Genomic DNA, 17,949 nt, shown 5'->3' on the forward strand with positions numbered 1-17,949 from the left:
GCGATGACCCCTTTCGACGACGGAACGAGGTTGTGATGACCATCAGCCCATCCCGGTGGCGGACCACGCTGGCCGCCACGGCGGCCGCGGGGCTCGCGGCGAGCGCCCTGGTGCTGGTCCCCGGCACCGCCGCGGCGGCGAGCACGCTGGGGGCCGCGGCGGCGCAGAGCGGCCGGTACCTCGGCGCCGCCATCTCCACGAGCCACCTCGGGGAGTCGGCTTACGTGAACACTTGGACGTCGGAGTACAACGGCGTCACCCCGGAAAACGAGATGAAGTGGGCCACGGTCGAGCCGAACCGCAACCAGTTCAACTTCGGCCCCGCGGAGCAGATCGTCAGTCAGGCCCGGAGCAAGGGGATGAAGATCCGGGGGCACACGCTGGTGTGGCACGGGCAGCTCGCCGGCTGGGTGAGCGGGCTGGACGCGAACAACCTCCGGTCGGCGATGCAGAACCACATCAGCCAGGTGGCCGGCCACTGGAAGGGGCAGCTCTACGCGTGGGACGTCGTCAACGAGGCGTTCGAGGAGAACGGCAGCCGCCGGCAGTCGGTGTTCCAGCAGAAGCTCGGGGACGGCTACATCGAGGAAGCGTTCCGCGCCGCCCGCACGGCCGACCCGAACGCGAAGCTCTGCTACAACGACTACAACACCGACGGCGTCAACGCGAAGAGCACCGGGATCTACAACATGGTCCGCGACTTCAAGAGCCGCGGTGTGCCGATCGACTGCGTGGGCTTCCAGAGCCACCTCGGGTCGACTTCGAACCTCGGCAGCTACCAGGCGAACCTGCAGCGCTTCGCCGACCTCGGTGTCGACGTGCAGATCACCGAGCTGGACGTCGGCGGCTCGGGTTCCGGTCAGGCGAACGTGTACCGGCAGGTGACGCAGGCGTGCATGGCGGTCTCCCGCTGCACCGGCATCACGGTCTGGGGCGTCACGGACAAGTACTCGTGGCGTTCGGGTGACACGCCGCTGCTGTTCGACGGCAACTACGGCAAGAAGCAGGCCTACACCGCCGTGCTCGACGTGCTCGACAACGGCGGTGGAGGCGGCGGCAACGGCGCGGTGCGCGCGGTGGCCGCCAACCGGTGCCTGGACGTGCCCAGCTCGTCGACCACCGCCGGCACCGCGCTGGCGATCTGGGACTGCCACGGCGGCACGAACCAGCAGTGGACCCGCACGAGCGCCGGAGCGCTGACCGTCTACTCCGGCGGCTCGCAGCGGTGCCTGGACACCGCGAGCGGCGGGACGGCCGCCGGCACCGCGGCGGTGATCGCGAACTGCACCGGCGGCAACGGCCAGAAGTGGGCGTCGAACGCGAACGGCACGATCACGAACGGCCAGTCGGGCCTGTGCCTGGACGTCACCGGCGCGGCGACCGCCAACGGGACCGCCGTGATCGTCTGGACCTGCAACGGCGGGGCGAACCAGCAGTGGACCTGGCCGGCCGCTTAGGAGGGCGGCGGTTCGGCGAGGGGGCGCGGGCGTCAGGTGCGGTCGATGTCCGCGTAGAAGGAGTGAAGAGCCGCGGCGAGCCGGTCGGGGGCTTCCATCGCCACGTAGTGGCCGATCTCATCGAGGCGCACCGTGGTCACGTCGGTGGCGACCTGGCGCAACGTCATGGGCGTCAGGTCGGAGAAGCTCGCCACCGCGAGCACGGGCATGGCGAGCTTCCCGGCCGCGAGCCGCCGAAGTTCTTCGCCCTCCGAGAGCAGGGACCGGTACAGACCGGCGGCGCCGGCGAACGCGCCGGGCCGGGCGTAGGAACGGACCAGTTCGTCGATGTCGGCGCCGGTGAACGCCTCGGGGTTCGCGGCGAGGGACGGGATCGCGTAGTCGGCGACGAACGCGCGCTCGCGTCCGGCGAGGAGCATCTCCGGGATGCCCGGGGCGGCGAGGACACCGATGTGCCAGGCGCCGCCGTGGGTGACGTCGGCGAGCGCCTCGGCGCCGAAGCCCGGGAGCGCGGTCTCGATCCCGGTGTAGCTGCGGACGAGTTCCGGGTGGGTCGCGGCGACGCGGAACGTCGTGGGGCCGCTGATGTCCTGGCCGGTGAGGTGGACGGGGCCGACGTCCAGGGCGGTGATCAGGCCGGCCAGGTCGTTCGCCGCGGTCGCGCTGTCGTGGTCCGGGCCCGCGACGGCGGAGTCGCCGAATCCGCGCAGGTCGACGGCGAACACCCGGTGGTTCTCGCTCAGCAGGGGGATCAGCTGGTGGAAGACCCACCAGGTCTCCGGGAAGCCGTGCACCAGCAGCACGGGCGATCCGGCGGTGCCGGCGGCCACGTAGTGCAGTTCGGTGCCGTTGACGCTGACGCGGTGGTGGTCGACGGCGGGGATGGTGGCGGCGAGCTGGTGCACGAAGGGCCTCCGGCTGGATAGACAAGTAACTTGTCGAACCCTAGGGGATGGACAAGTGGCTTGTCTATACCGGGGGTCGTCGTATGATCGGCCGCATGGCGCAGTCCAGCGGCGCCGAGCTCGCGCTCCTGCTGCTCGGCGGGTTCCACTCGATGGTCGACGAGGTCAACGTGGAGCTCGCGAAGCGCGGCCACGACGGTGTCCGCCCGGTGCACGAGTTCGCGTTGCGGGCCGTGGACGCGGGTGCGGACACCGCCTCCGAGCTCGGTCGCCGGCTCTCGGTCACCAAGCAGGCCGCCGCGCAGACCATCGCCGTGCTGGAGGGGTTCGGCTACGTCGACCGCGAGCCCGACCCGAGCGACGCGCGCCGCAAGCGCTTGCGGGTCACCCCGCGCGGCCACGAGCTGATGACCGTCGGTGGCGCCCTGTTCGACGACGTGCGCAGCCGCTGGGCGGCCCGCATCGGAGACGACCAGCTCAAAACGCTCGAAGGGCACCTGGCCCGGCTGACCGGGCGCCGGTCGTTCACGGCGGAGGACCTGCAGGACTGATCCGGCGTGCGTCACACCGGGCGGGCCCGGGCTTTCGCGAACCGGGGCGATGCACCATGATGGCGCCGAGAACGCGGTGGGGCTGACCGCAAAGGATGCGCGTGGTAGTGGAGTCGGTCCCTTGTCGTGGTGGGCAGCCGCTGGTGGACGGTGATCCGGCGGCTGTGCTCGGCAGAGCGCAGCGGGGCGACGAGGAAGCTTTCCGCGCGCTGTACCGGGCGGTACATCCCGGCCTGTGCCGGTACCTGCGGATCCTGGTCGGGCAGGACGCCGAAGACGTCGCGTCGGAGGCGTGGCTGCACATCACCCGGGACCTGGCGTCGTTCCGGGGCGATCTCGACGGGTTCCGCGCCTGGACCGCGACGATCGGACGGCACCGGGCGCTGGACCACCTGCGGCACCAGCGCCGCCGCCCCGTCGCCGACGCGCCGGCCGAGTGGTTCCCGGACCGGCCCGCACCCGACGACACCGCCGGCGCGGCGATCGAAGCGGAGGCGACCGACGCGGCGCTGGCGCTGATCGCGACCCTGCCGCGTGACCAGGCCGAGGCGGTGGTGCTGCGGGCCGTCGTCGGCCTGGACGCCAAGGCCGCCGCGGCCGTGCTCGGGAAGCGCCCGGGTGCCGTGCGCACCGCCGCCTACCGGGGACTTCGCACGCTCGCCGACCGCCTCGGCGGGCAGGTGTGACACTTTCGGGCCGCTCGGCGCTGAAGAGGGTGTGATGGGCAAGCAGCAAGGGCGCCGGATCGATCGGCACGCCGCGGAGCAGGTGCTCCGGGGTACGCGGGTCGACGCCCCGGACGCGTTGACCGGCTTGCTCGCCGCCGCGGCCGCCCCACCGCGCGACGGCGAGCTCGGCGGGGAACGAGCGGCCGTGACGGCGTTCCGCGAGGCGGCCCGGCACGCCCACGCCCGTCGACCCCGGAGTCCCTCGATGATCAAGAGCAGGTGGGCGAAGCTGCTCACGGCGAAGGTCGCGGCCGCCGTGGGGGCGGTGTTCGTCCTCGGCGGGGTCGCGACGGCCGCCGTCACCGGAGCGCTGCCGCTCCCGGCCGGCGGCTCGGCGCCGGCCCCCTCCGCGTCCCGCCCCGCGCCCTCGGCCGCCGTGCCGCCGGCCACGCCGGCGACGACGTGGACGCGCGACGAGAGCGGGCCTGCTCACCCGCCGGCGCCTTCGCCTTCGCCCTCGCTGGTGGGCCTGTGCCACGCCTACCGTGCCGGCGACAAGGCCGAGCACGGCAAGGCGCTGGAGAGCCCCGCGTTCACGGCGCTCGTCACGGCCGCCGGGGACAAGTCCAAGGTCGACGGCTACTGCGAGGTCCTGGTAGAAGCCTCGCCGCCGTCCCACGCGACCGGCTCGCCCGCGGCGCCTCCCTCGGCGGGCCGTCCGGACAACGGCAAGGACCACCCGACCGGCCCGCCGGATACGCACCCGACGGGCCCGCCGGCAACCCGTCCGACGGGGCGGCCCACCCGCTGAGCCGTCCCACCACAGACCGGCGGCGATCCCACCACCCCCATTCCGGGATCGCCGCTTCCGGACGGGCGGCGGCCACACCCCCAATTGCGGCCGCCGCCCGTTCAGCCACCGGCCACGGGCTGAGCGCGACGGGCATCAGTGCGGAGATCGCCGACGCCCGGCAAGCGGGGATCACCGAGATACCGGCTTGCTTACCCAGAGCCGATCACTGGGTCCCGCCATGGAGCGCTTCCGGTTCCCCTTGATTGTCGACTTGTCGCTGACCGCCCGCCCCTGTGACGGCGCGGTCTGTCACCGCCTGGCAGGTTTCCCTGTCGCCGCAACGGTGTTAAGCGGACGCCGGGCGAAGCGCTACGTCCGGAAATGGCTCGCGGCGATGGCGGGCGCCGGCCCGCTCCCGGGCGGCGCGCCGGCCCGCCGCTGCACCTGGACCGCGGCGGCCGAAGCTCCCTTGCGGTTCTCTCGCGCCGTGTGGTTCCCGGGCAGGCAGGCCGGTCCTCGGTCGCGGCGTCACGACCGCCTTTGGCCGCACAGCTCCTGCGGGCGACGCCGGCCCGGTGGGTCCTGCGTGCGCCCGCATCACGATTCCTCGAGACGGGTGCCCCTTCGCCAGACCGCGCGGGTGTCGAGGGTGGCGCCGATGTTCGCCGTCGGATCGCCGTCGACGAGCAGGAGGTCGGCGCGGAGTCCTTCGGCGATGCGGCCCCGGTCGCCGAGGCCGAAGCGGCGGGCCGTGGTCGCCGTCGCGGCGCGCAGCGCCTGCGCGGGCGTCAGGCCGGCCGCGACGAGGTACTGCAGTTCCTGGTGCAGGCTGGCGCCGTGCGCCAGGCCGCCGAAGAAGGTCTCCGCCATGGAGGCGTCGGTGCCCGCCAGCACGTCCACGCCCGCGGCGGCCAGCGCGCGGACGGTCTCCAGGACGTCTTCGAGCTTGCCCTGCGGGTACCGGTTGTAGCTGGAGCGCAGGGTTTCTTCCCAGTTGGCGTCGAGGCGGCGGGCGACGCGGGGGTCGTCGGCGAGGGCGCTGCCGGTGATGCCCGTCATCGACGCGTCGAGGCAGACGCACGGCACGACGAACGTCCCCGCCCCGGCGATGAGATCGATGATCTCCTCGGTGTGCGGGCGGTCCATGAACACGTGGACGAGGCCGTCGACGCCGGCCTCGACGGCCATCCGGGTGGCGTCGAGGGTCAGGGCGTGCGCGACCGTGAGGGCGCCGTACTTCTTGGCCTCGGCGACCCCCGCGTTCAGCGTGGCCTGGTCGAGCATCGGCAGCCCGGGATGCCCCTCGACGCTGCCGTCGTCGACCATGAACTTGATGTAGTCCGAGCCGCGGGCCAGGAGCTGCGGGACGTACGCGGCGGCTTGCTCCGGCGTGGTGGAGAAGGGCATCAGCGGCATCACCGGCGGCAGGTCGCCGGCCGGCCGGAACCCTTCCGGCATGAGCTCGCTGGGGTGACCGCCGGGCGGCGTGATGGCGAAGCCGGAGGACCGGACGTCGGCGACCGTGTCGTCCTCGGTGATGTGCGCCCGGTTCTCGCGGGTGTTCATGCCCTGCATCTCCAGTTCGGTGGTGACGCCGAACCGCAGGGCCAGCGCCAGCGTGCCGGGACCGGAGTGGACGTGCGCGTCGATCAGCCCGGGCAGCAGGGTCGCGCCCCGGCCGTCGACGACCTCGGCGCCGGCGGGCACTTCGCCGCCGACCTGGCGGATCGTGCGGCCGTCGACGACGACGGTCCGCACTCCCAGCGGCTTCTCCCCGTCGAACACCCGGGCGCCGGTGATGGCGGTGGTGGCCATGGCGGCCTCACTCTCACTCGTAGTTACATACCCAATGCTATGCATATTAGCACTGGTATGCAAATGCGCCGGGTACTACGATCCACCAGGTGAGCGGTGACGACCTTCTGCTGGACCAGATCGGGCCGGCGCTGTCCCGGCTGCGCCGGCGCACCCCGGCCACGGGCCGCGACCTGTCCCGCAACCTGGTGCTGAACGTGGTAGCCGACGCCCCGGGCGAAATGACCGTCGGCGGGCTCGCCGCCGAGATGGGCGTCGCGCAGCCGGTGGCCAGCCGGACGGTCGCGGCCTGCATCGCCGACGGCCTGCTGCGGCGGGCGGCGTCCCAGGCGGACGGCCGCCGGACGGTGCTCGAGCTGACCGAACGCGGCGAGGCCGAGCGAACCCGGTTCGCCGCCGAGCAGCGCGCGGCGTTCGAAGACATCACGGCCGGCTGGGCGCCGGAGGACCGTGCGCAGTTCGCGCGGTTGCTCGTGCGCTACACGACCGATGCCGGTGCGTGGTCCCGCCGGCGGGCGCCGAAAGACCGCTGAAGACCGCCGCGGACGAGATCGGCCGCGGTCATCGGTGGGCGGCCAGCACGGCCGCGAGGCCCTCTCGCAGATCCCGGACGAAGTACCCGGGAACCTCCAGCGACGGGAAGTGCCCGCCGGCTTCGGGCGCCCGCCAGCGGACGATGCGCCGGTACCGCTGCTGTGCCCAGGGGCGTGGGCACTTCTCGATGTCGCGGGGGTACACGGTGAGCGCGGCCGGGACGTCGACCCGGAGTCCGGGGTCGAGGGAGTTGTGGCTCTCGCAGTAGATGCGGGCCGCCGACGCGCCGGTTCGCGTCAGCCAGTACAGGGTGACGTCGTCGAGGACGCGGTCGCGGGAAATCGTCTCGAACGGGCTGTCTTCGGTGTCGGACCACTCGGCGAACTTGTCCAGGATCCAGGCGAGCAGCCCGACCGGCGAGTCGACGAGCGAGTACCCGATGGTCTGCGGCCGGGTCGCCTGCTGCTTCGCGTACGCCGCGCGGTGGCGCCAGAAATGGCGGGTTTCCTCGGTCCACCGGCGCTCGGCCGCGGTCAGCCCGTCCGTCGTCAGCCCGGGCGGTCCCTCCGCGAACGTCGTGTGGACGCCGAGGACGTGCGCCGGGAACCGGCCGCCGAGGACCGTCGTGATGTTGCCTCCCCAGTCGCCGCCGTGGGCGGCGAACTCGCGGTAGCCGAGCCTTCCCATCAGCTCCACCCAGGCGGCCGCGATCTTTTCGGTTCCCCAGCCGGTGGTCGCCGGCTTGTCGCTGTAGCCGAAGCCGGGCAGCGAGGGAACCACGACGTGGAACGCCGGCGCGTCCGCGTCGTCCGGATCCGCCAGCTCGTCCACCACGTCGACGAACTCGGCGATGCTGCCCGGCCAGCCGTGGGTCAGGATCAGCGGCGTGGCGTCCGCGCGCGCGGATCGGCGGTGCAGGAAGTGGATGCCCAGGCCGTCGATGGCCGTGCGGAACTGGCCGATCCGGTCGAGGCGCTCTTCGAACGACCGCCAGTCGTACCCGGTTCGCCAGTAGTGCACGAGCTCGGCGAGGTCGGCGAGCGGAACGCCCTGTCCCCATCGGCGGCGGCCGGACACGGCGCGATCGACCGTCTCGGCCTCCGGCAGCCGTGCCGCGGCCAGCCGCGCGCGCAGGTCGTCGAGGTCGGCGTCGGTTGCGTGGGCTTCGAATGCTTGAACGTCGCTGGTCGGACGGGGCATGGGACCTCCTCGTTGTCGCGGAGCTGGGAACCGGCTTAGACGGTTCTAACATTTCTTCCGGCCGGACAGCAACCTGCTAAGGTGGTTCCATGCGTGTCGAGTTCCCCGAATTCCGCCTAGGTACCGTGCTGGCGACCAGCTTCACGGGGACTTTGTCGGAGCGTCACGGCGACGCGGTGGAACGCATTCCCACGCCGGGCCGGCTGGCCGACTGGCTGGCGGTGAACGGCCTCGCCGTGGACGCCTGCACCCCCGCCCAGCTCGAACTCGCCCGGGAACTGCGGGAATCGATCCACGCCGCCGCGACGGCGGCCGCGAGCCAGGAGGCTCTCCCCGCGTCCGCTGTCCGGGTCATCAACGCCCGCAGCGCCCAGGGTGGGGCCGCAGCCGTCCTGACGCCCGAGGGCGAGCGGCGGTGGCAGCTCGGCTCGGCTTCCCCCGTGGAGGACGCCTTCGGCGTGATCGCCGCCGACGCGATCAGCATCATCGCGGGCGAACGAGACGGGAAACTGGCCTTGTGCGCCTCACCGACGTGCCGGGCCGCCTTCTTCGACACCAGCCAAAGCCGCACCCGCAAGTGGTGCGACATGAACACGTGCGGCAACCGTCAGAAGAAGGCTCGCTTCAACGCCAACCACCGCAAGAACCCCGCCTGAGCGGCACGGCGGCGTCCGGCCGTGGAGGATGGCCGGCATGACGTTGCCTGCCCTTCCCGACGAGTCCTTCCAGCGGGTGCTCTGCGTCGTCGCGCACCCCGACGACATGGAGTACGGCCCGTCCGCGGCCGTCGCCCGCTGGACCGCGCGCGGCATCGAGGTCGGTTACCTCCTGCTGACCCGCGGCGAGGCCGGCATGCCGAACCCGCCCGAGGAGACGGCGCGCCTGCGCGTCGCCGAGCAGCGGGCCGCCTGCGCCGCCGTCGGCGTCGAGCACCTGACCGTCCTCGAACACCCCGACGGCGTCCTCGTCTACGGCCTCGACCTGCGCCGGGACATCTGCCGGGAGATCCGCCGGTTCAAGCCCGACGTCGTCCTCGGCACCGCGTACGACATCGAGACGCCCTACGGCTTCGACCAGGCCGACCACCGGGCGGCCGGGCTCGCGACACTCGACGCGGTCCGCGACGCGGGCAACCGGTGGGTCTTCCCGGAGCAGGTCGGCGACGAGCACCTCGAACCGCATTCCGTGCGCTGGTTCATCATCCCGGGGCCGGCCGGCTCCGGCGCGACGCACGGCGTCGAGGTCACGGGCGAGCCGCTGCGCCGCGGCGTCGCCTCCCTCGAGGCGCACGCCGCGTACCTGGCCGCGCTGCCGGACCACCCCGCGCCCGCGGACTTCATCCCGCAGTTCGCCGCGATGAGCGGGGAAGCCATGGGGGTCGAGCACGCTGTGCTGTTCCGTGCGTACGACCTGCAGGCACCGCCGGACTTTTCCTCCTGAGCCGTCAGTTCGACGGAGCGTGCGGTCCCCTCGAGCTGGACGGTGTTTTCCGCCGGGGTCGCCGGGTAACCGGGGTGCTCCCGGACGAGGAGCGGCGAAGCCTCGGGGGTCGGGCACGCCGTGCTTTTCGTGCGTACGACCTGCAGGCGCCTCCGGACTTTCGTCCTGAGCTGCGGCCCACTGGCCGAGCTGATCCTGCCGCGCGGGGCGGACCTCGGCGGGGCCGCCCGCCCGGCCGGCCCAGCGGCGTGCGGCGTGTTTTCCGCCGGGGTCGCCGGGTAACCGGGGTGCTCCCGGACGAGGAGCGGCCATGGCGACCAGCGAGACCGCGGGCGGTTCCCGCACGATCGAGCTGCGGGTCGACGGCACGGCGTACCGGCCGGCCGTCGATCCGCGACGCACCCTGCTCGACCTGCTGCGCGAACAGCTCGGCGTGACCAGCCCGAAGAAGGGCTGCGACCACGGCCAGTGCGGCGCCTGCACGGTCCTGCTCGACGGCCGCCGCGTGCTCGCCTGCCTGGTGCTGGCCCTGACCTGCGACGGCGCCGAGGTCACCACCGCGGCCGGGCTCGCCGAGGGTGACCACCTGCACCCGCTGCAGCAGGCGTTCCTGGAGCACGACGGCTTCCAGTGCGGCTACTGCACCCCCGGCCAGATCTGCTCCGCGGCCGGCCTGCTGGCCGAGTTCGACGCCGGGGCACCCAGCCACGTCACCGCGTCCGTCTCGGACACTCCACAGTGGACCGACGAGGAGATCGCCGAACGGATGAGCGGCAACCTCTGCCGTTGCGGAGCCTACGTCGGCATCGTCGCCGCGATCCGGCAGGCGGGAGAGGCGCGATGAAGCCCTTCACCCTCGACCGGCCGGAGACCGCGGCCGACGCGGTCCGGGCGGTCGCGGCCGATCCCGCCGCGGTGTACCTGGCCGGCGGGACCAACCTGGTCGACCACCTCAAGCTGGGCGTCGCGGCGCCGGACCGGCTCGTCGACGTCAAGACGCTCACCTCCGCGGAGATCCGCGACCACGACGGCGGGCTGGCGATCGGCGCGGGCGTCCGCAACAGCGACCTCGCGGCCGACTCCCGGGTCCGGGAGCGGTTTCCGGTGCTGGCCGAGGCCTTGCTGTCGGGTGCGTCGGCGCAGCTGCGGAACATGGCGACCACGGGCGGGAACCCGTTGCAGCGCACGCGATGCGTGTACTTCCAGGACGTCACGACGCCGTGCAACAAGCGGTCGCCGGGCTCCGGCTGCTCGGCTCGGGGCGGCTACACCCGCCACCACGCGATCCTCGGCGCGTCCGAGCACTGCGTCGCCACCCACCCGTCGGACATGGCGGTGGCCCTGCTGGCGCTGGACGCCCGCGTGCACGTGCTCGGGCCCGAGGGGGAACGCGTCGTGCCGTTCGCCGACCTGCACCGCCTGCCGGGAGACCGGCCGGACCGCGACACCGTGCTCGGCCACGGCGACCTGATCACGCAGATCACGGTGCCCGCCGCGCCCTGGGCGCGCCGCTCGCGCTACCGCAAGGTGCGTGACCGCGCGTCCTATGCCTTCGCCCTCGTCTCGGTCGCCGCCGGGGTGTCTCTTGTGGACGGTGTGCTCGACGAGGTGCGGGTGGCGCTGGGCGGGGTCGCGCACAAGCCGTGGCGCGCCCACCGCGCCGAAGACGTGCTGCGCGGTGCGCGGCCGTCCGCGGAGGTGTTCCGGGCGGCGGCCGACGCGGAACTCGCCGACGCCCGCGCGCTCGACGGTGTCGACGGGGGAAACGCTTTCAAGATCCCGCTCGTCCGGCGCACGCTCGCCGCGGTGCTGCGTGACCTGACCGACGAGCCGACCGCCGATCCGACCGCCGAGGAGCCGGGCCGATGACCGAACCCCTGGAGCCGGCCGCGATCGGCCGGTCGCACACCCGCCGCGACGGACCCGCGAAGGTCACCGGCACGGCGCCGTACGCCTTCGAGGTGCCGGTCGACGAGCCGCTGCACTGCCACCCCGTCCAGGCCACCATCGCGCGGGGCCGCTGCAGCCGGGTCGGCACCGTCGCGGCGGAATCCCTCGACGGCGTCGTGCGCGTGCTGACGCCGTTCACCGCCGAGCGGCTCGCCGACACCGAAGACGCCGAACTCGCCGTGCTGCAGGACCGCGAGATCCCGTTCCGCGGCCGGGTGATCGGGCTCGTGGTCGCGGAGACGTCCGAAACCGCACGGCACGCCGCGGAGCTCGTCGAGGTCGACTACGAAGAAGAGCCCGCCGACCTGACGCTGTCCGCCGACCGCGACGACTTGTACAAGCCGGACAAGGTCAACCCGTCGTTCCCCACCGACACCGCGGAAGGCGACGTGGACGCCGCCTTCCGCGGCTCCGACGTCACGGTCGAGCAGACCTACACCACGGCGATGTACCACAACAACCCGCTCGAACCGCACACGACGACGGCGCTGTGGGAGAACGGGACGCTGACCCTGTGGGACTCCACGCAGGGGGTGCACCCGGTGCGGCAGACCGTCGCGAAGGTGTTCGGCCTGCCGGAGGACCGCGTCCGCGTGATCGGCCCGTACGTCGGCGGCGGGTTCGGCTCGAAGGGCACCGCGCACGCGAACGTCGTCCTCGCGGCGCTGGCCGCCCGGGCGGTGCCGGGCCGTCCGGTGCGGCTCGCCCTGACCCGGCAGCAGATGTTCGGCCTGGCCGGCTACCGGACGCCCACGATCCAGCGGATGCGGCTCGGCGCCGGCCGGGACGGACGGCTGCGGGCCCTCGGGCTGGACGTCGTCGAGCAGACGTCGCGGATCAAGGAGTTCGCCGAGCAGACGGCGCTGCCCGCGCGGATGATGTACGCCGCCCCGAACCGCGCCACGACGCACCGGCTCGCCGCGCTCGACGTGCCCGTGCCGTCGTGGATGCGGGCGCCGGGGGAGTGCCCGGGCATGTTCGGTCCCGAAGTCGCGATGGACGAGCTCGCCGTCGCCCTCGGTATCGACCCGATCGACCTGCGTGTGCGCAACGAACCCGAGCGCGACCCCGACACCGGGAACCCGTTTTCCAGCCGCAACCTCGTCTCCTGCCTGCGCACCGGCGCGGAGAACTTCGGCTGGGCGGAGCGGGATCCGCGACCGGGCGTCCGGCGCGACGGAGATTGGCTGGTCGGCACCGGTGTCGCCGCTTCGGTGTACCCGGCCAGGCGATCGCCGGGCTCGACGGCGGTCGTGCGGTTCGAGGACGGCCGGTACCTCGCCGAAATCGGGGCCGCCGACATCGGCACGGGCACGTGGACGGTGCTGCCGCAGATCGCGGCCGACGCCCTCGGGGTGCCCGTCGAGCGGGTCGAGGCCCGGATCGGCGACACCGCCCACCCCACCGCCACGGTCGCCGGCGGCTCGACCGGGACGGCGTCCTGGGGCTCGGCCGTGGTCGCGGCCGCACGGGCGTTCCGCGACAAGTACGGCACGGACCCGGAAGACGGCGCCGAAGCCGAGGCCGGCACGCCGGAGAACCCGGACGAGGAGCGGTACGCGATGTACGCCTTCGGCGCGCAGTTCGCCGAGGTGCGCGTCAACGCCGACACGGGGGAGATCCGGGTGCCGCGCCTGCACGGCACGTTCGCGGCGGGGCGGATCGTCAACCCGCTCACCGCGCGGTCGCAGCTCCTCGGCGGCATGACCATGGGCCTGTCCATGGCACTGCACGAGAACAGCGTGCTCGACCCGCGCTTCGGGCACGTCGTCAACCACGACCTGGCGGAGTACCACATCGCGGCCAACGCGGACGTCGGCGACCTGCGGGCGGACTGGCTCGACGAGCACGACCCGCACCTCAACCCCATGGGCAGCAAGGGAATCGGCGAGATCGGGATCGTCGGCACGGCGGCGGCGGTGGCCAACGCGGTGTTCCACGCGACGGGGGTGCGGGTGCGGGACCTGCCGATCACCCTGGACAAGGTGCTGGCGGCCTTGCCGGACTGACGATCACCGCCCGGTCCGGCAGGGCCGGGCGGTCACATCCGCAGCCACCCGATCGCCAAGGACACGACGAACGCCGCGGCCATCAAGGTCAGCACGCCGATCACCACGAGCCAGGCGACCGGCATGGCCTTCGACGGCATCGGCTGCGGGTGCGACAACCCCGACGTCTGCGCGGAGTCCGGCGGCGTGCTGCCGGGCGGGACGCCGCCGCCGGGCTCCAGGTCGGGCGTGACGGCAGGTTCCGGGTCCGGGGGCGTGGCCGTCCCGGGTTCGTCCTCGCGGCGGTTCCGGTCAGGCGACATCGAGCACCGTCTTCAGCCAGCCGGACTCGCGCCGGTCGAACGTCCGGTACGCGTCGATCGCCTTCGCCGGCTCTTCGTGCTGGGTGATGAAGGCCGTCGGGTCGACCGCGCCGGACGCGACGAGCTGCAGCAGCCGAGGCACGTACCGGCGGTGGTTGCAGTTGCCCGAGTGGATCGTGAGGTTCTTGTTCATCGCCGTGCCGAGCGGGAACCGGTCGAACCCCGGCGGGTAGACCCCGATGACGCCGATCGTGCCGGCTTTCGCGACGACGTCGACGGCCCAGCGCGCCGCCAGGCTCGGGGCGTTGCCCGGCACCCACTGGTCGCCGTCCGGCGCCGCGTCGGGCGCGGCGAGTTCACGCTCGGCTTCGAGGTCCTCGCCCTGGCCGGCCGCCGGTCCGCGCGCCGGGCGCTGCGCGTCCACGCCGACGGCGTCGATCACGCGGTCCACTCCGATGCCCCCGGTCAGCTCCCGGACCACGGCCACCGGGTCCTCGGCGTTGAAGTCGACGGTCTCGGCGTTCTGCCCGCGGGCGAGGTCGAGGCGGGAGGCGATGCCGTCGACGGCGAAGACGCGGCCCGCGCCCTGGTGTTTCGCGGACGCGATGGCCAGCTGGCCGACGGCGCCGGCGCCGAGCACCAGGACGCTGTCGCCCCGGCCGACCTCGGCCAGCCGGGCGCCGAACCAGGCCGTGGGGAAGATGTCCGACACGAGGATCGCCTGGTCGTCGCTGACGGCGTCCGGGATCCGGACGAGCGTGGTCATCGCGAAGGGGACCCGCGCGTACTCGGCCTGCAGGCCGTCGACCGGGCCGGTGGTCTCGGGCCCGCCGAAGAAACTGGTGCCGGCGGCGGGGCCGTTCGGGTTGGCCGTGTCGCACTGGGCGTAGTAGCCCGCGCGGCAGTACGAGCAGGTGCCGCAGCCGATCGTCGAGCACACGACGACCCGGTCGCCCGGGGTGAACCCCCGCACGGCGGGCCCGACCTCTTCGACGACGCCGACGGCCTCGTGACCCAGCACGGTCCCGGGCACCATCCCCGGCATCGTCCCGCGGACGAGGTGCAGGTCCGTCCCGCAGATCGCGCTGCGGGTGATCCGGATGACGGCGTCACTCGGCTCGAGGATCTTCGGGTCGGGCACCTCCTCGGCACGGATGTCCCCGACGCCGTGCCACACCACTGCCTTCACGGGTTCGCCTCCTCGGCTCGGTTGTCCCGCCCCGGTTGCCCCGTCGGCCGCCCCCGAAACGTCCGGGACTCCCGGCAGCGCGGCACCTCGCCGGCACGTGCGCGATGATGGGGCCCGGCGGAGGTGACGCTCCGCCGGGTGGACGCCGGACGCGGAGGTGGCGAGCGGTGGACGGTCCACGCCGTGAGCGGCTCTCGCGGCTGGTGAGTGAGCGGGCACACGAGGGGGCCGGCTGGGCCGGGGTGGTGTGCGCCGTCGTGGTGGCCGAGGTCGGGGTCGACGGTGCGGCGATCACCGTGCGGGCGGGACCGCGGACGCAGGACCTCGCCGCGGCGAGCGGCAAGTGGGCGGCGGGGCTCGAGGAACTGCAGTACACCGTCGGCGAGGGGCCCGGCGTCGAGGCGTTCGAAGCCGGCAGCCCGGTCCTCGTGGGTGATCTGAGCGAGCAGCGGGACCGGTGGCCGGGGTTGTCCGACAGCGTGGTGCCCGCCGGGGCCGCGGCGCTCTTCGCCTTTCCGCTGCGGGCCGGTGCGATCCGGCTGGGCACGCTGGCTCTCTACCGGCGGCGGGCCGGTGATCTGACAGGAGCGGAACTCGCCGACGCGCTGGTGCTGGCGGAGCTGGCCACGGCCGCGCTGCTGGTCGACCGCGCCGGAGCGACGGCCGCGGGAACGGAGTCGGCCGGTTTCTACGACGACGTCAACGTCGCCACCGGCATGCTGGCCACCGAGCTGCGGGTGAGCCTCGAAGACGCGCTGCTGCGGCTGCGGGCGCACGCGTTCAGCCACCGCGTCCCGGTGACCGAGGTCGCCCGGGCCGTCGTGACACGCCGGCTGCGCTTCGACACGTCGCCCGAGTGACGGGCGGCTGGACCGAGGAGAGTGACCACGCGGTCGGCAGGGCCGGAGCTCGCGTGGGCGGTACCGATCGGCTGCTGGATCCGGGCCCGGCGTCGCCGGGGCCTGAGCGGGGTCCGCAGCGGAGAAACCAGGCTCGCGCGCTACCGCGGCTCGACGACGCCGGGATCGGCCACGATGACGGCGGCGAGGTCGCGGACCTTGCGGTTGGTCCGCTGGGACACCGCGACGAGCCAGGCGAACGCCTCGTCGACGGTGAGGTGGCGGCGAGCCATGACGATCCCCTTGGCCGTCGATATCACGTCCCGCGACTTCATCGCGGTGATCAGGCTCCGGGCTTCCCCCCCCCCCCCCGGGGCGCCGGCCCAGCGCGCCGCGGTCAGGATCACCCCGGACATCGCGGTGGTGAACACGGCGAGCAACGCGGCGTGGACCGGGTCGAAGCGGCCCGGGCTCCGGCTCCACACGTTCAGCGCACCCGACAGGTGGTGGTGGCAGGCCGGGTCCCGGCCGGCGTCGTCGGCGCGGACGAAGAGGGGGCAGGACAACATCGTCCGGACCCCGGCTCCGGCCGCCGCGTCGGCGAACACCGGCCACCGCGTGCGCGCGTCCTCGAAGTCGGCGCGCACGACGGTCTCGGTGCGGGCCGCCTGGAGACAGGGCCCGTCGCCGGCGGAGTACTGCGCCGTGTCGAGGGGGAGCACGCTCTGCTCGGTCGCCGCGACGGTGGCCGGCACCCCGTTCTCGACCAGCGTGACGCTCGCGGCGTCGGCGCCGGGCACGAGCGTCACCGCCCGGGCCGCCATCCGCGCCAGCGTTTCGTCGCGCGGCTGGTCGGCTCGCAGCGACTCCGTCAGCTCCAGCAAGGCCGCCGACACGTCGTGAACGTGGTCGATCGTCACGTCTGGTTCAGCGCCCTTCGCCGGCGAACGTCCGTATCACCAACCTGGCACGTTCGCCGGTGCGGCGCCAGAGGGCCTACGCACGCCACTCGTCGTGCCAGTCCGGGTGGGCCTCGTAGACCGAGGCGATCAGCCGCACCGACGCGTCGTCGTGCCCGTCCCGGATTTCGCGCCTGAGGAACTCCGCCTTCTCCGGGAACGGCACCGGCACGCGCTCCTCCATCGCTTCGACCGGTCCGGCGGCCAGCAGCAGCCCGTCGCCTTCGCGGGCGCGCATGATCCGAAGCCGTCCACGCCGTTCCGCTTCGTCGAGCAGCGGCAGCTTTCCTTCGCGCACGCGGTTTTCGTCTTCGGTGAGCCGGGCCAGGACGAACTCGTCCAGCGCGGCCACGGTGGTGTCGTCGAGGTTCTCCATCGTCGGCGGTTACCCGCTCGCCGGGCCGGGCACACGTCGTGGCGGCGGCGGCGCCGCTACGCGGGCGGCTTCAGCGGGTCGTGGCCCAGCGACATGAGGCGCCGCCGCCAGTGGTCCTCGCCCCCCGTGGGTTCGAGGTCGTCGCGGCGCTGGGCGAGGACGCGGTCGACGACCGTGCGCATCACCTCGGCGTCGTGGGTGTCCACATCGGACCTCCGTTTCCGGAGGATGCTCAGGACGTCGTGCCCGGTCGGTGTGCCCGCCTGGTCGGGCAGTGCTTCCGCCTCGGGGCCCGAGTCACGGGTGCGGAGCCAGTCCGCGAGTTCGCGGGAAGTCATGTTGACCACCCGGTGGAACTCATCCCACAGTTCGTCGTCCACCGCTGCCTGCGCGGCCATGCCGATCACCTCCGGAACGTTCGTCCGGCGCGGGTACCCGGCCGGGCGCCGGGAAAACGAGGGGCCGCGCGGCCGGGAGGTGTAGGCCCGCGCACACCGGGTAGCCGGACGAAAAGACCCTCCGGAAAGGAGAAGAACCATGACGACCGCCCGGGACATCATGACGTCGGGTGCCACCTGCGCCCGCGAGTCCGACACGGTGCACGACGCGGCGCAGATCCTGGCCAGGGAAGGTGTCGGTGCCCTGCCGATCTGCGGTGAGGACAACCGGCTCAAGGGCATGCTGACCGACCGCGACATCGTGGTGAAGGTGCTCGCCGAGGGCAAGGACCCCCGTGCGGTGCACGTCGGCGAGCTGGCCCAGGGCGAAGCCGTGACGATCGGCGCGGACGACGACGCCCAGGAGATCCTGCGGACGATGACCGAGCACCAGGTCCGCCGGCTGCCGGTGATCGACGGCCACGAGCTCGTCGGGGTGGTGGCGCAGGCCGACGTCGCGAGGGCGTTGCCGAACCCGCAGGCCGGCGAACTCGTCGAAGCGCTCTCGTTCGGCTAGGCGAGCAC

20 protein-coding genes are annotated in these 17,949 nt (G+C 73.2%); 12 read left to right on the forward strand and 8 right to left on the reverse strand.

What is annotated here, in order from left to right:
* The first annotated feature begins 35 nt into the window (after positions 1 to 35).
* Positions 36 to 1,457 carry an endo-1,4-beta-xylanase gene (locus tag ACZ4TR_RS30965; protein ID WP_465290863.1) on the forward strand — a complete coding sequence of 474 codons (1,422 nt, stop codon included), beginning with the start codon at positions 36 to 38 and terminating at the stop codon, positions 1,455 to 1,457.
* 32 nt (positions 1,458 to 1,489) lie between these two features.
* Here the strand turns inward: ACZ4TR_RS30965 and ACZ4TR_RS30970 are convergent, their stop codons facing one another.
* On the reverse strand, positions 1,490 to 2,362 hold the full coding sequence (locus ACZ4TR_RS30970) for an alpha/beta fold hydrolase (protein WP_465290865.1): 873 nt from the start codon (positions 2,360 to 2,362) through the stop codon (positions 1,490 to 1,492).
* Between the two features lie 95 nt (positions 2,363 to 2,457).
* Here ACZ4TR_RS30970 and ACZ4TR_RS30975 point away from each other — a divergent pair, with 95 nt between their 5' ends.
* The 3 genes from ACZ4TR_RS30975 (at position 2,458) to ACZ4TR_RS30985 (ending at position 4,392) form a co-directional block, all read left to right on the forward strand.
* The gene (locus ACZ4TR_RS30975; protein WP_364522932.1) at positions 2,458 to 2,913 is read left to right on the forward strand and encodes a MarR family winged helix-turn-helix transcriptional regulator; all 456 of its coding nucleotides are present in this window, start codon (positions 2,458 to 2,460) and stop codon (positions 2,911 to 2,913) included.
* Between the two features lie 143 nt (positions 2,914 to 3,056).
* Positions 3,057 to 3,599 (forward strand): RNA polymerase sigma factor, encoded by a 543-nt coding sequence (locus ACZ4TR_RS30980; protein ID WP_364522934.1) that lies wholly within the window; start codon positions 3,057 to 3,059, stop codon positions 3,597 to 3,599.
* Positions 3,600 to 3,633: 34 nt separating this feature from the next.
* Positions 3,634 to 4,392, forward strand: coding sequence for a hypothetical protein (locus ACZ4TR_RS30985; protein WP_465290867.1), 759 nt, complete (start codon positions 3,634 to 3,636; stop codon positions 4,390 to 4,392).
* Positions 4,393 to 4,971: 579 nt separating this feature from the next.
* Here the strand turns inward: ACZ4TR_RS30985 and ACZ4TR_RS30990 are convergent.
* On the reverse strand, positions 4,972 to 6,189 hold the full coding sequence (locus tag ACZ4TR_RS30990; RefSeq protein ID WP_465290869.1) for an amidohydrolase family protein: 1,218 nt from the start codon (positions 6,187 to 6,189) through the stop codon (positions 4,972 to 4,974).
* A gap of 89 nt (positions 6,190 to 6,278) precedes the next feature.
* Here ACZ4TR_RS30990 and ACZ4TR_RS30995 point away from each other — a divergent pair, with 89 nt between their 5' ends.
* Complete coding sequence (locus ACZ4TR_RS30995; protein ID WP_465290871.1) at positions 6,279 to 6,722, forward strand: MarR family winged helix-turn-helix transcriptional regulator; 444 nt, start codon at positions 6,279 to 6,281, stop codon at positions 6,720 to 6,722.
* Between the two features lie 28 nt (positions 6,723 to 6,750).
* Here ACZ4TR_RS30995 and ACZ4TR_RS31000 read toward each other — a convergent pair whose 3' ends face one another.
* Positions 6,751 to 7,923, reverse strand: a complete 1,173-nt coding sequence (locus ACZ4TR_RS31000) for an epoxide hydrolase family protein (RefSeq protein ID WP_465290873.1) — start codon at positions 7,921 to 7,923, stop codon at positions 6,751 to 6,753.
* Between the two features lie 89 nt (positions 7,924 to 8,012).
* Here ACZ4TR_RS31000 and ACZ4TR_RS31005 point away from each other — a divergent pair, with 89 nt between their 5' ends.
* The 5 genes from ACZ4TR_RS31005 (at position 8,013) to ACZ4TR_RS31025 (ending at position 13,322) form a co-directional block, all read left to right on the forward strand.
* Complete coding sequence (locus ACZ4TR_RS31005) at positions 8,013 to 8,579, forward strand: CGNR zinc finger domain-containing protein (RefSeq protein ID WP_465290875.1); 567 nt, start codon at positions 8,013 to 8,015, stop codon at positions 8,577 to 8,579.
* Positions 8,580 to 8,607: 28 nt separating this feature from the next.
* Entirely contained in the window at positions 8,608 to 9,363 is a 756-nt protein-coding gene (locus tag ACZ4TR_RS31010; protein WP_465290877.1) for a PIG-L deacetylase family protein, read from the forward strand.
* A gap of 310 nt (positions 9,364 to 9,673) precedes the next feature.
* Positions 9,674 to 10,207, forward strand: coding sequence for a (2Fe-2S)-binding protein (locus tag ACZ4TR_RS31015; RefSeq protein WP_465290879.1), 534 nt, complete (start codon positions 9,674 to 9,676; stop codon positions 10,205 to 10,207).
* Positions 10,204 to 11,232: an FAD binding domain-containing protein gene (locus tag ACZ4TR_RS31020; protein ID WP_465290881.1), complete on the forward strand. Its 1,029-nt coding sequence runs from the start codon at positions 10,204 to 10,206 to the stop codon at positions 11,230 to 11,232. The genes ACZ4TR_RS31015 and ACZ4TR_RS31020 overlap by 4 nt, the downstream gene beginning before the upstream one ends.
* Positions 11,229 to 13,322 (forward strand): xanthine dehydrogenase family protein molybdopterin-binding subunit, encoded by a 2,094-nt coding sequence (locus ACZ4TR_RS31025; protein WP_465290883.1) that lies wholly within the window; start codon positions 11,229 to 11,231, stop codon positions 13,320 to 13,322. The genes ACZ4TR_RS31020 and ACZ4TR_RS31025 overlap by 4 nt, the downstream gene beginning before the upstream one ends.
* Positions 13,323 to 13,354: 32 nt before the next feature.
* Here ACZ4TR_RS31025 and ACZ4TR_RS31030 read toward each other — a convergent pair whose 3' ends face one another.
* Both ACZ4TR_RS31030 and ACZ4TR_RS31035 read right to left on the reverse strand, forming a co-directional pair.
* Positions 13,355 to 13,624, reverse strand: coding sequence for a DUF6480 family protein (locus ACZ4TR_RS31030; RefSeq protein ID WP_465290884.1), 270 nt, complete (start codon positions 13,622 to 13,624; stop codon positions 13,355 to 13,357).
* Positions 13,614 to 14,813 (reverse strand): zinc-dependent alcohol dehydrogenase, encoded by a 1,200-nt coding sequence (locus ACZ4TR_RS31035; protein ID WP_465290885.1) that lies wholly within the window; start codon positions 14,811 to 14,813, stop codon positions 13,614 to 13,616. The genes ACZ4TR_RS31030 and ACZ4TR_RS31035 overlap by 11 nt, the downstream gene beginning before the upstream one ends.
* A 167-nt stretch (positions 14,814 to 14,980) precedes the next feature.
* Between ACZ4TR_RS31035 and ACZ4TR_RS31040 the strand changes: the two genes are divergently transcribed.
* Complete coding sequence (locus ACZ4TR_RS31040) at positions 14,981 to 15,673, forward strand: GAF and ANTAR domain-containing protein (RefSeq protein WP_465290887.1); 693 nt, start codon at positions 14,981 to 14,983, stop codon at positions 15,671 to 15,673.
* Between the two features lie 140 nt (positions 15,674 to 15,813).
* Here ACZ4TR_RS31040 and ACZ4TR_RS31045 read toward each other — a convergent pair whose 3' ends face one another.
* The 3 genes from ACZ4TR_RS31045 to ACZ4TR_RS31055 all read right to left on the reverse strand — a co-directional run bounded on the left by ACZ4TR_RS31045 (position 15,814) and on the right by ACZ4TR_RS31055 (position 17,385).
* Entirely contained in the window at positions 15,814 to 16,572 is a 759-nt protein-coding gene (locus tag ACZ4TR_RS31045) for a GAF and ANTAR domain-containing protein (RefSeq protein ID WP_465290888.1), read from the reverse strand.
* 76 nt (positions 16,573 to 16,648) lie between these two features.
* Complete coding sequence (locus tag ACZ4TR_RS31050; protein ID WP_465290889.1) at positions 16,649 to 16,987, reverse strand: hypothetical protein; 339 nt, start codon at positions 16,985 to 16,987, stop codon at positions 16,649 to 16,651.
* 56 nt (positions 16,988 to 17,043) lie between these two features.
* The gene (locus ACZ4TR_RS31055; RefSeq protein ID WP_465290890.1) at positions 17,044 to 17,385 is read right to left on the reverse strand and encodes a DUF3140 domain-containing protein; all 342 of its coding nucleotides are present in this window, start codon (positions 17,383 to 17,385) and stop codon (positions 17,044 to 17,046) included.
* A gap of 139 nt (positions 17,386 to 17,524) precedes the next feature.
* Here ACZ4TR_RS31055 and ACZ4TR_RS31060 point away from each other — a divergent pair, with 139 nt between their 5' ends.
* The gene (locus ACZ4TR_RS31060; RefSeq protein WP_364522993.1) at positions 17,525 to 17,941 is read left to right on the forward strand and encodes a CBS domain-containing protein; all 417 of its coding nucleotides are present in this window, start codon (positions 17,525 to 17,527) and stop codon (positions 17,939 to 17,941) included.
* Positions 17,942 to 17,949: the final 8 nt, after the last annotated feature.

The sequence above is a fragment of the Amycolatopsis sp. NPDC028719 genome, from assembly GCF_055565395.1.

Coding starts and splice junctions, on each gene's coding strand:
- ACZ4TR_RS30965 (WP_465290863.1), top strand. CDS start 36: ATGACCATCAGCCCATCCCGGTGGCGGACCACGCTGGCCGCCACGGCG.
- ACZ4TR_RS30975 (WP_364522932.1), top strand. CDS start 2,458: ATGGCGCAGTCCAGCGGCGCCGAGCTCGCGCTCCTGCTGCTCGGCGGG.
- ACZ4TR_RS30985 (WP_465290867.1), top strand. CDS start 3,634: ATGGGCAAGCAGCAAGGGCGCCGGATCGATCGGCACGCCGCGGAGCAG.
- ACZ4TR_RS30990 (WP_465290869.1), bottom strand. CDS start 6,189: ATGGCCACCACCGCCATCACCGGCGCCCGGGTGTTCGACGGGGAGAAG.
- ACZ4TR_RS31000 (WP_465290873.1), bottom strand. CDS start 7,923: ATGCCCCGTCCGACCAGCGACGTTCAAGCATTCGAAGCCCACGCAACC.
- ACZ4TR_RS31005 (WP_465290875.1), top strand. CDS start 8,013: ATGCGTGTCGAGTTCCCCGAATTCCGCCTAGGTACCGTGCTGGCGACC.
- ACZ4TR_RS31010 (WP_465290877.1), top strand. CDS start 8,608: ATGGCCGGCATGACGTTGCCTGCCCTTCCCGACGAGTCCTTCCAGCGG.
- ACZ4TR_RS31015 (WP_465290879.1), top strand. CDS start 9,674: ATGGCGACCAGCGAGACCGCGGGCGGTTCCCGCACGATCGAGCTGCGG.
- ACZ4TR_RS31020 (WP_465290881.1), top strand. CDS start 10,204: ATGAAGCCCTTCACCCTCGACCGGCCGGAGACCGCGGCCGACGCGGTC.
- ACZ4TR_RS31025 (WP_465290883.1), top strand. CDS start 11,229: ATGACCGAACCCCTGGAGCCGGCCGCGATCGGCCGGTCGCACACCCGC.
- ACZ4TR_RS31030 (WP_465290884.1), bottom strand. CDS start 13,624: ATGTCGCCTGACCGGAACCGCCGCGAGGACGAACCCGGGACGGCCACG.
- ACZ4TR_RS31050 (WP_465290889.1), bottom strand. CDS start 16,987: ATGGAGAACCTCGACGACACCACCGTGGCCGCGCTGGACGAGTTCGTC.
- ACZ4TR_RS31055 (WP_465290890.1), bottom strand. CDS start 17,385: ATGGCCGCGCAGGCAGCGGTGGACGACGAACTGTGGGATGAGTTCCAC.
- ACZ4TR_RS31060 (WP_364522993.1), top strand. CDS start 17,525: ATGACGACCGCCCGGGACATCATGACGTCGGGTGCCACCTGCGCCCGC.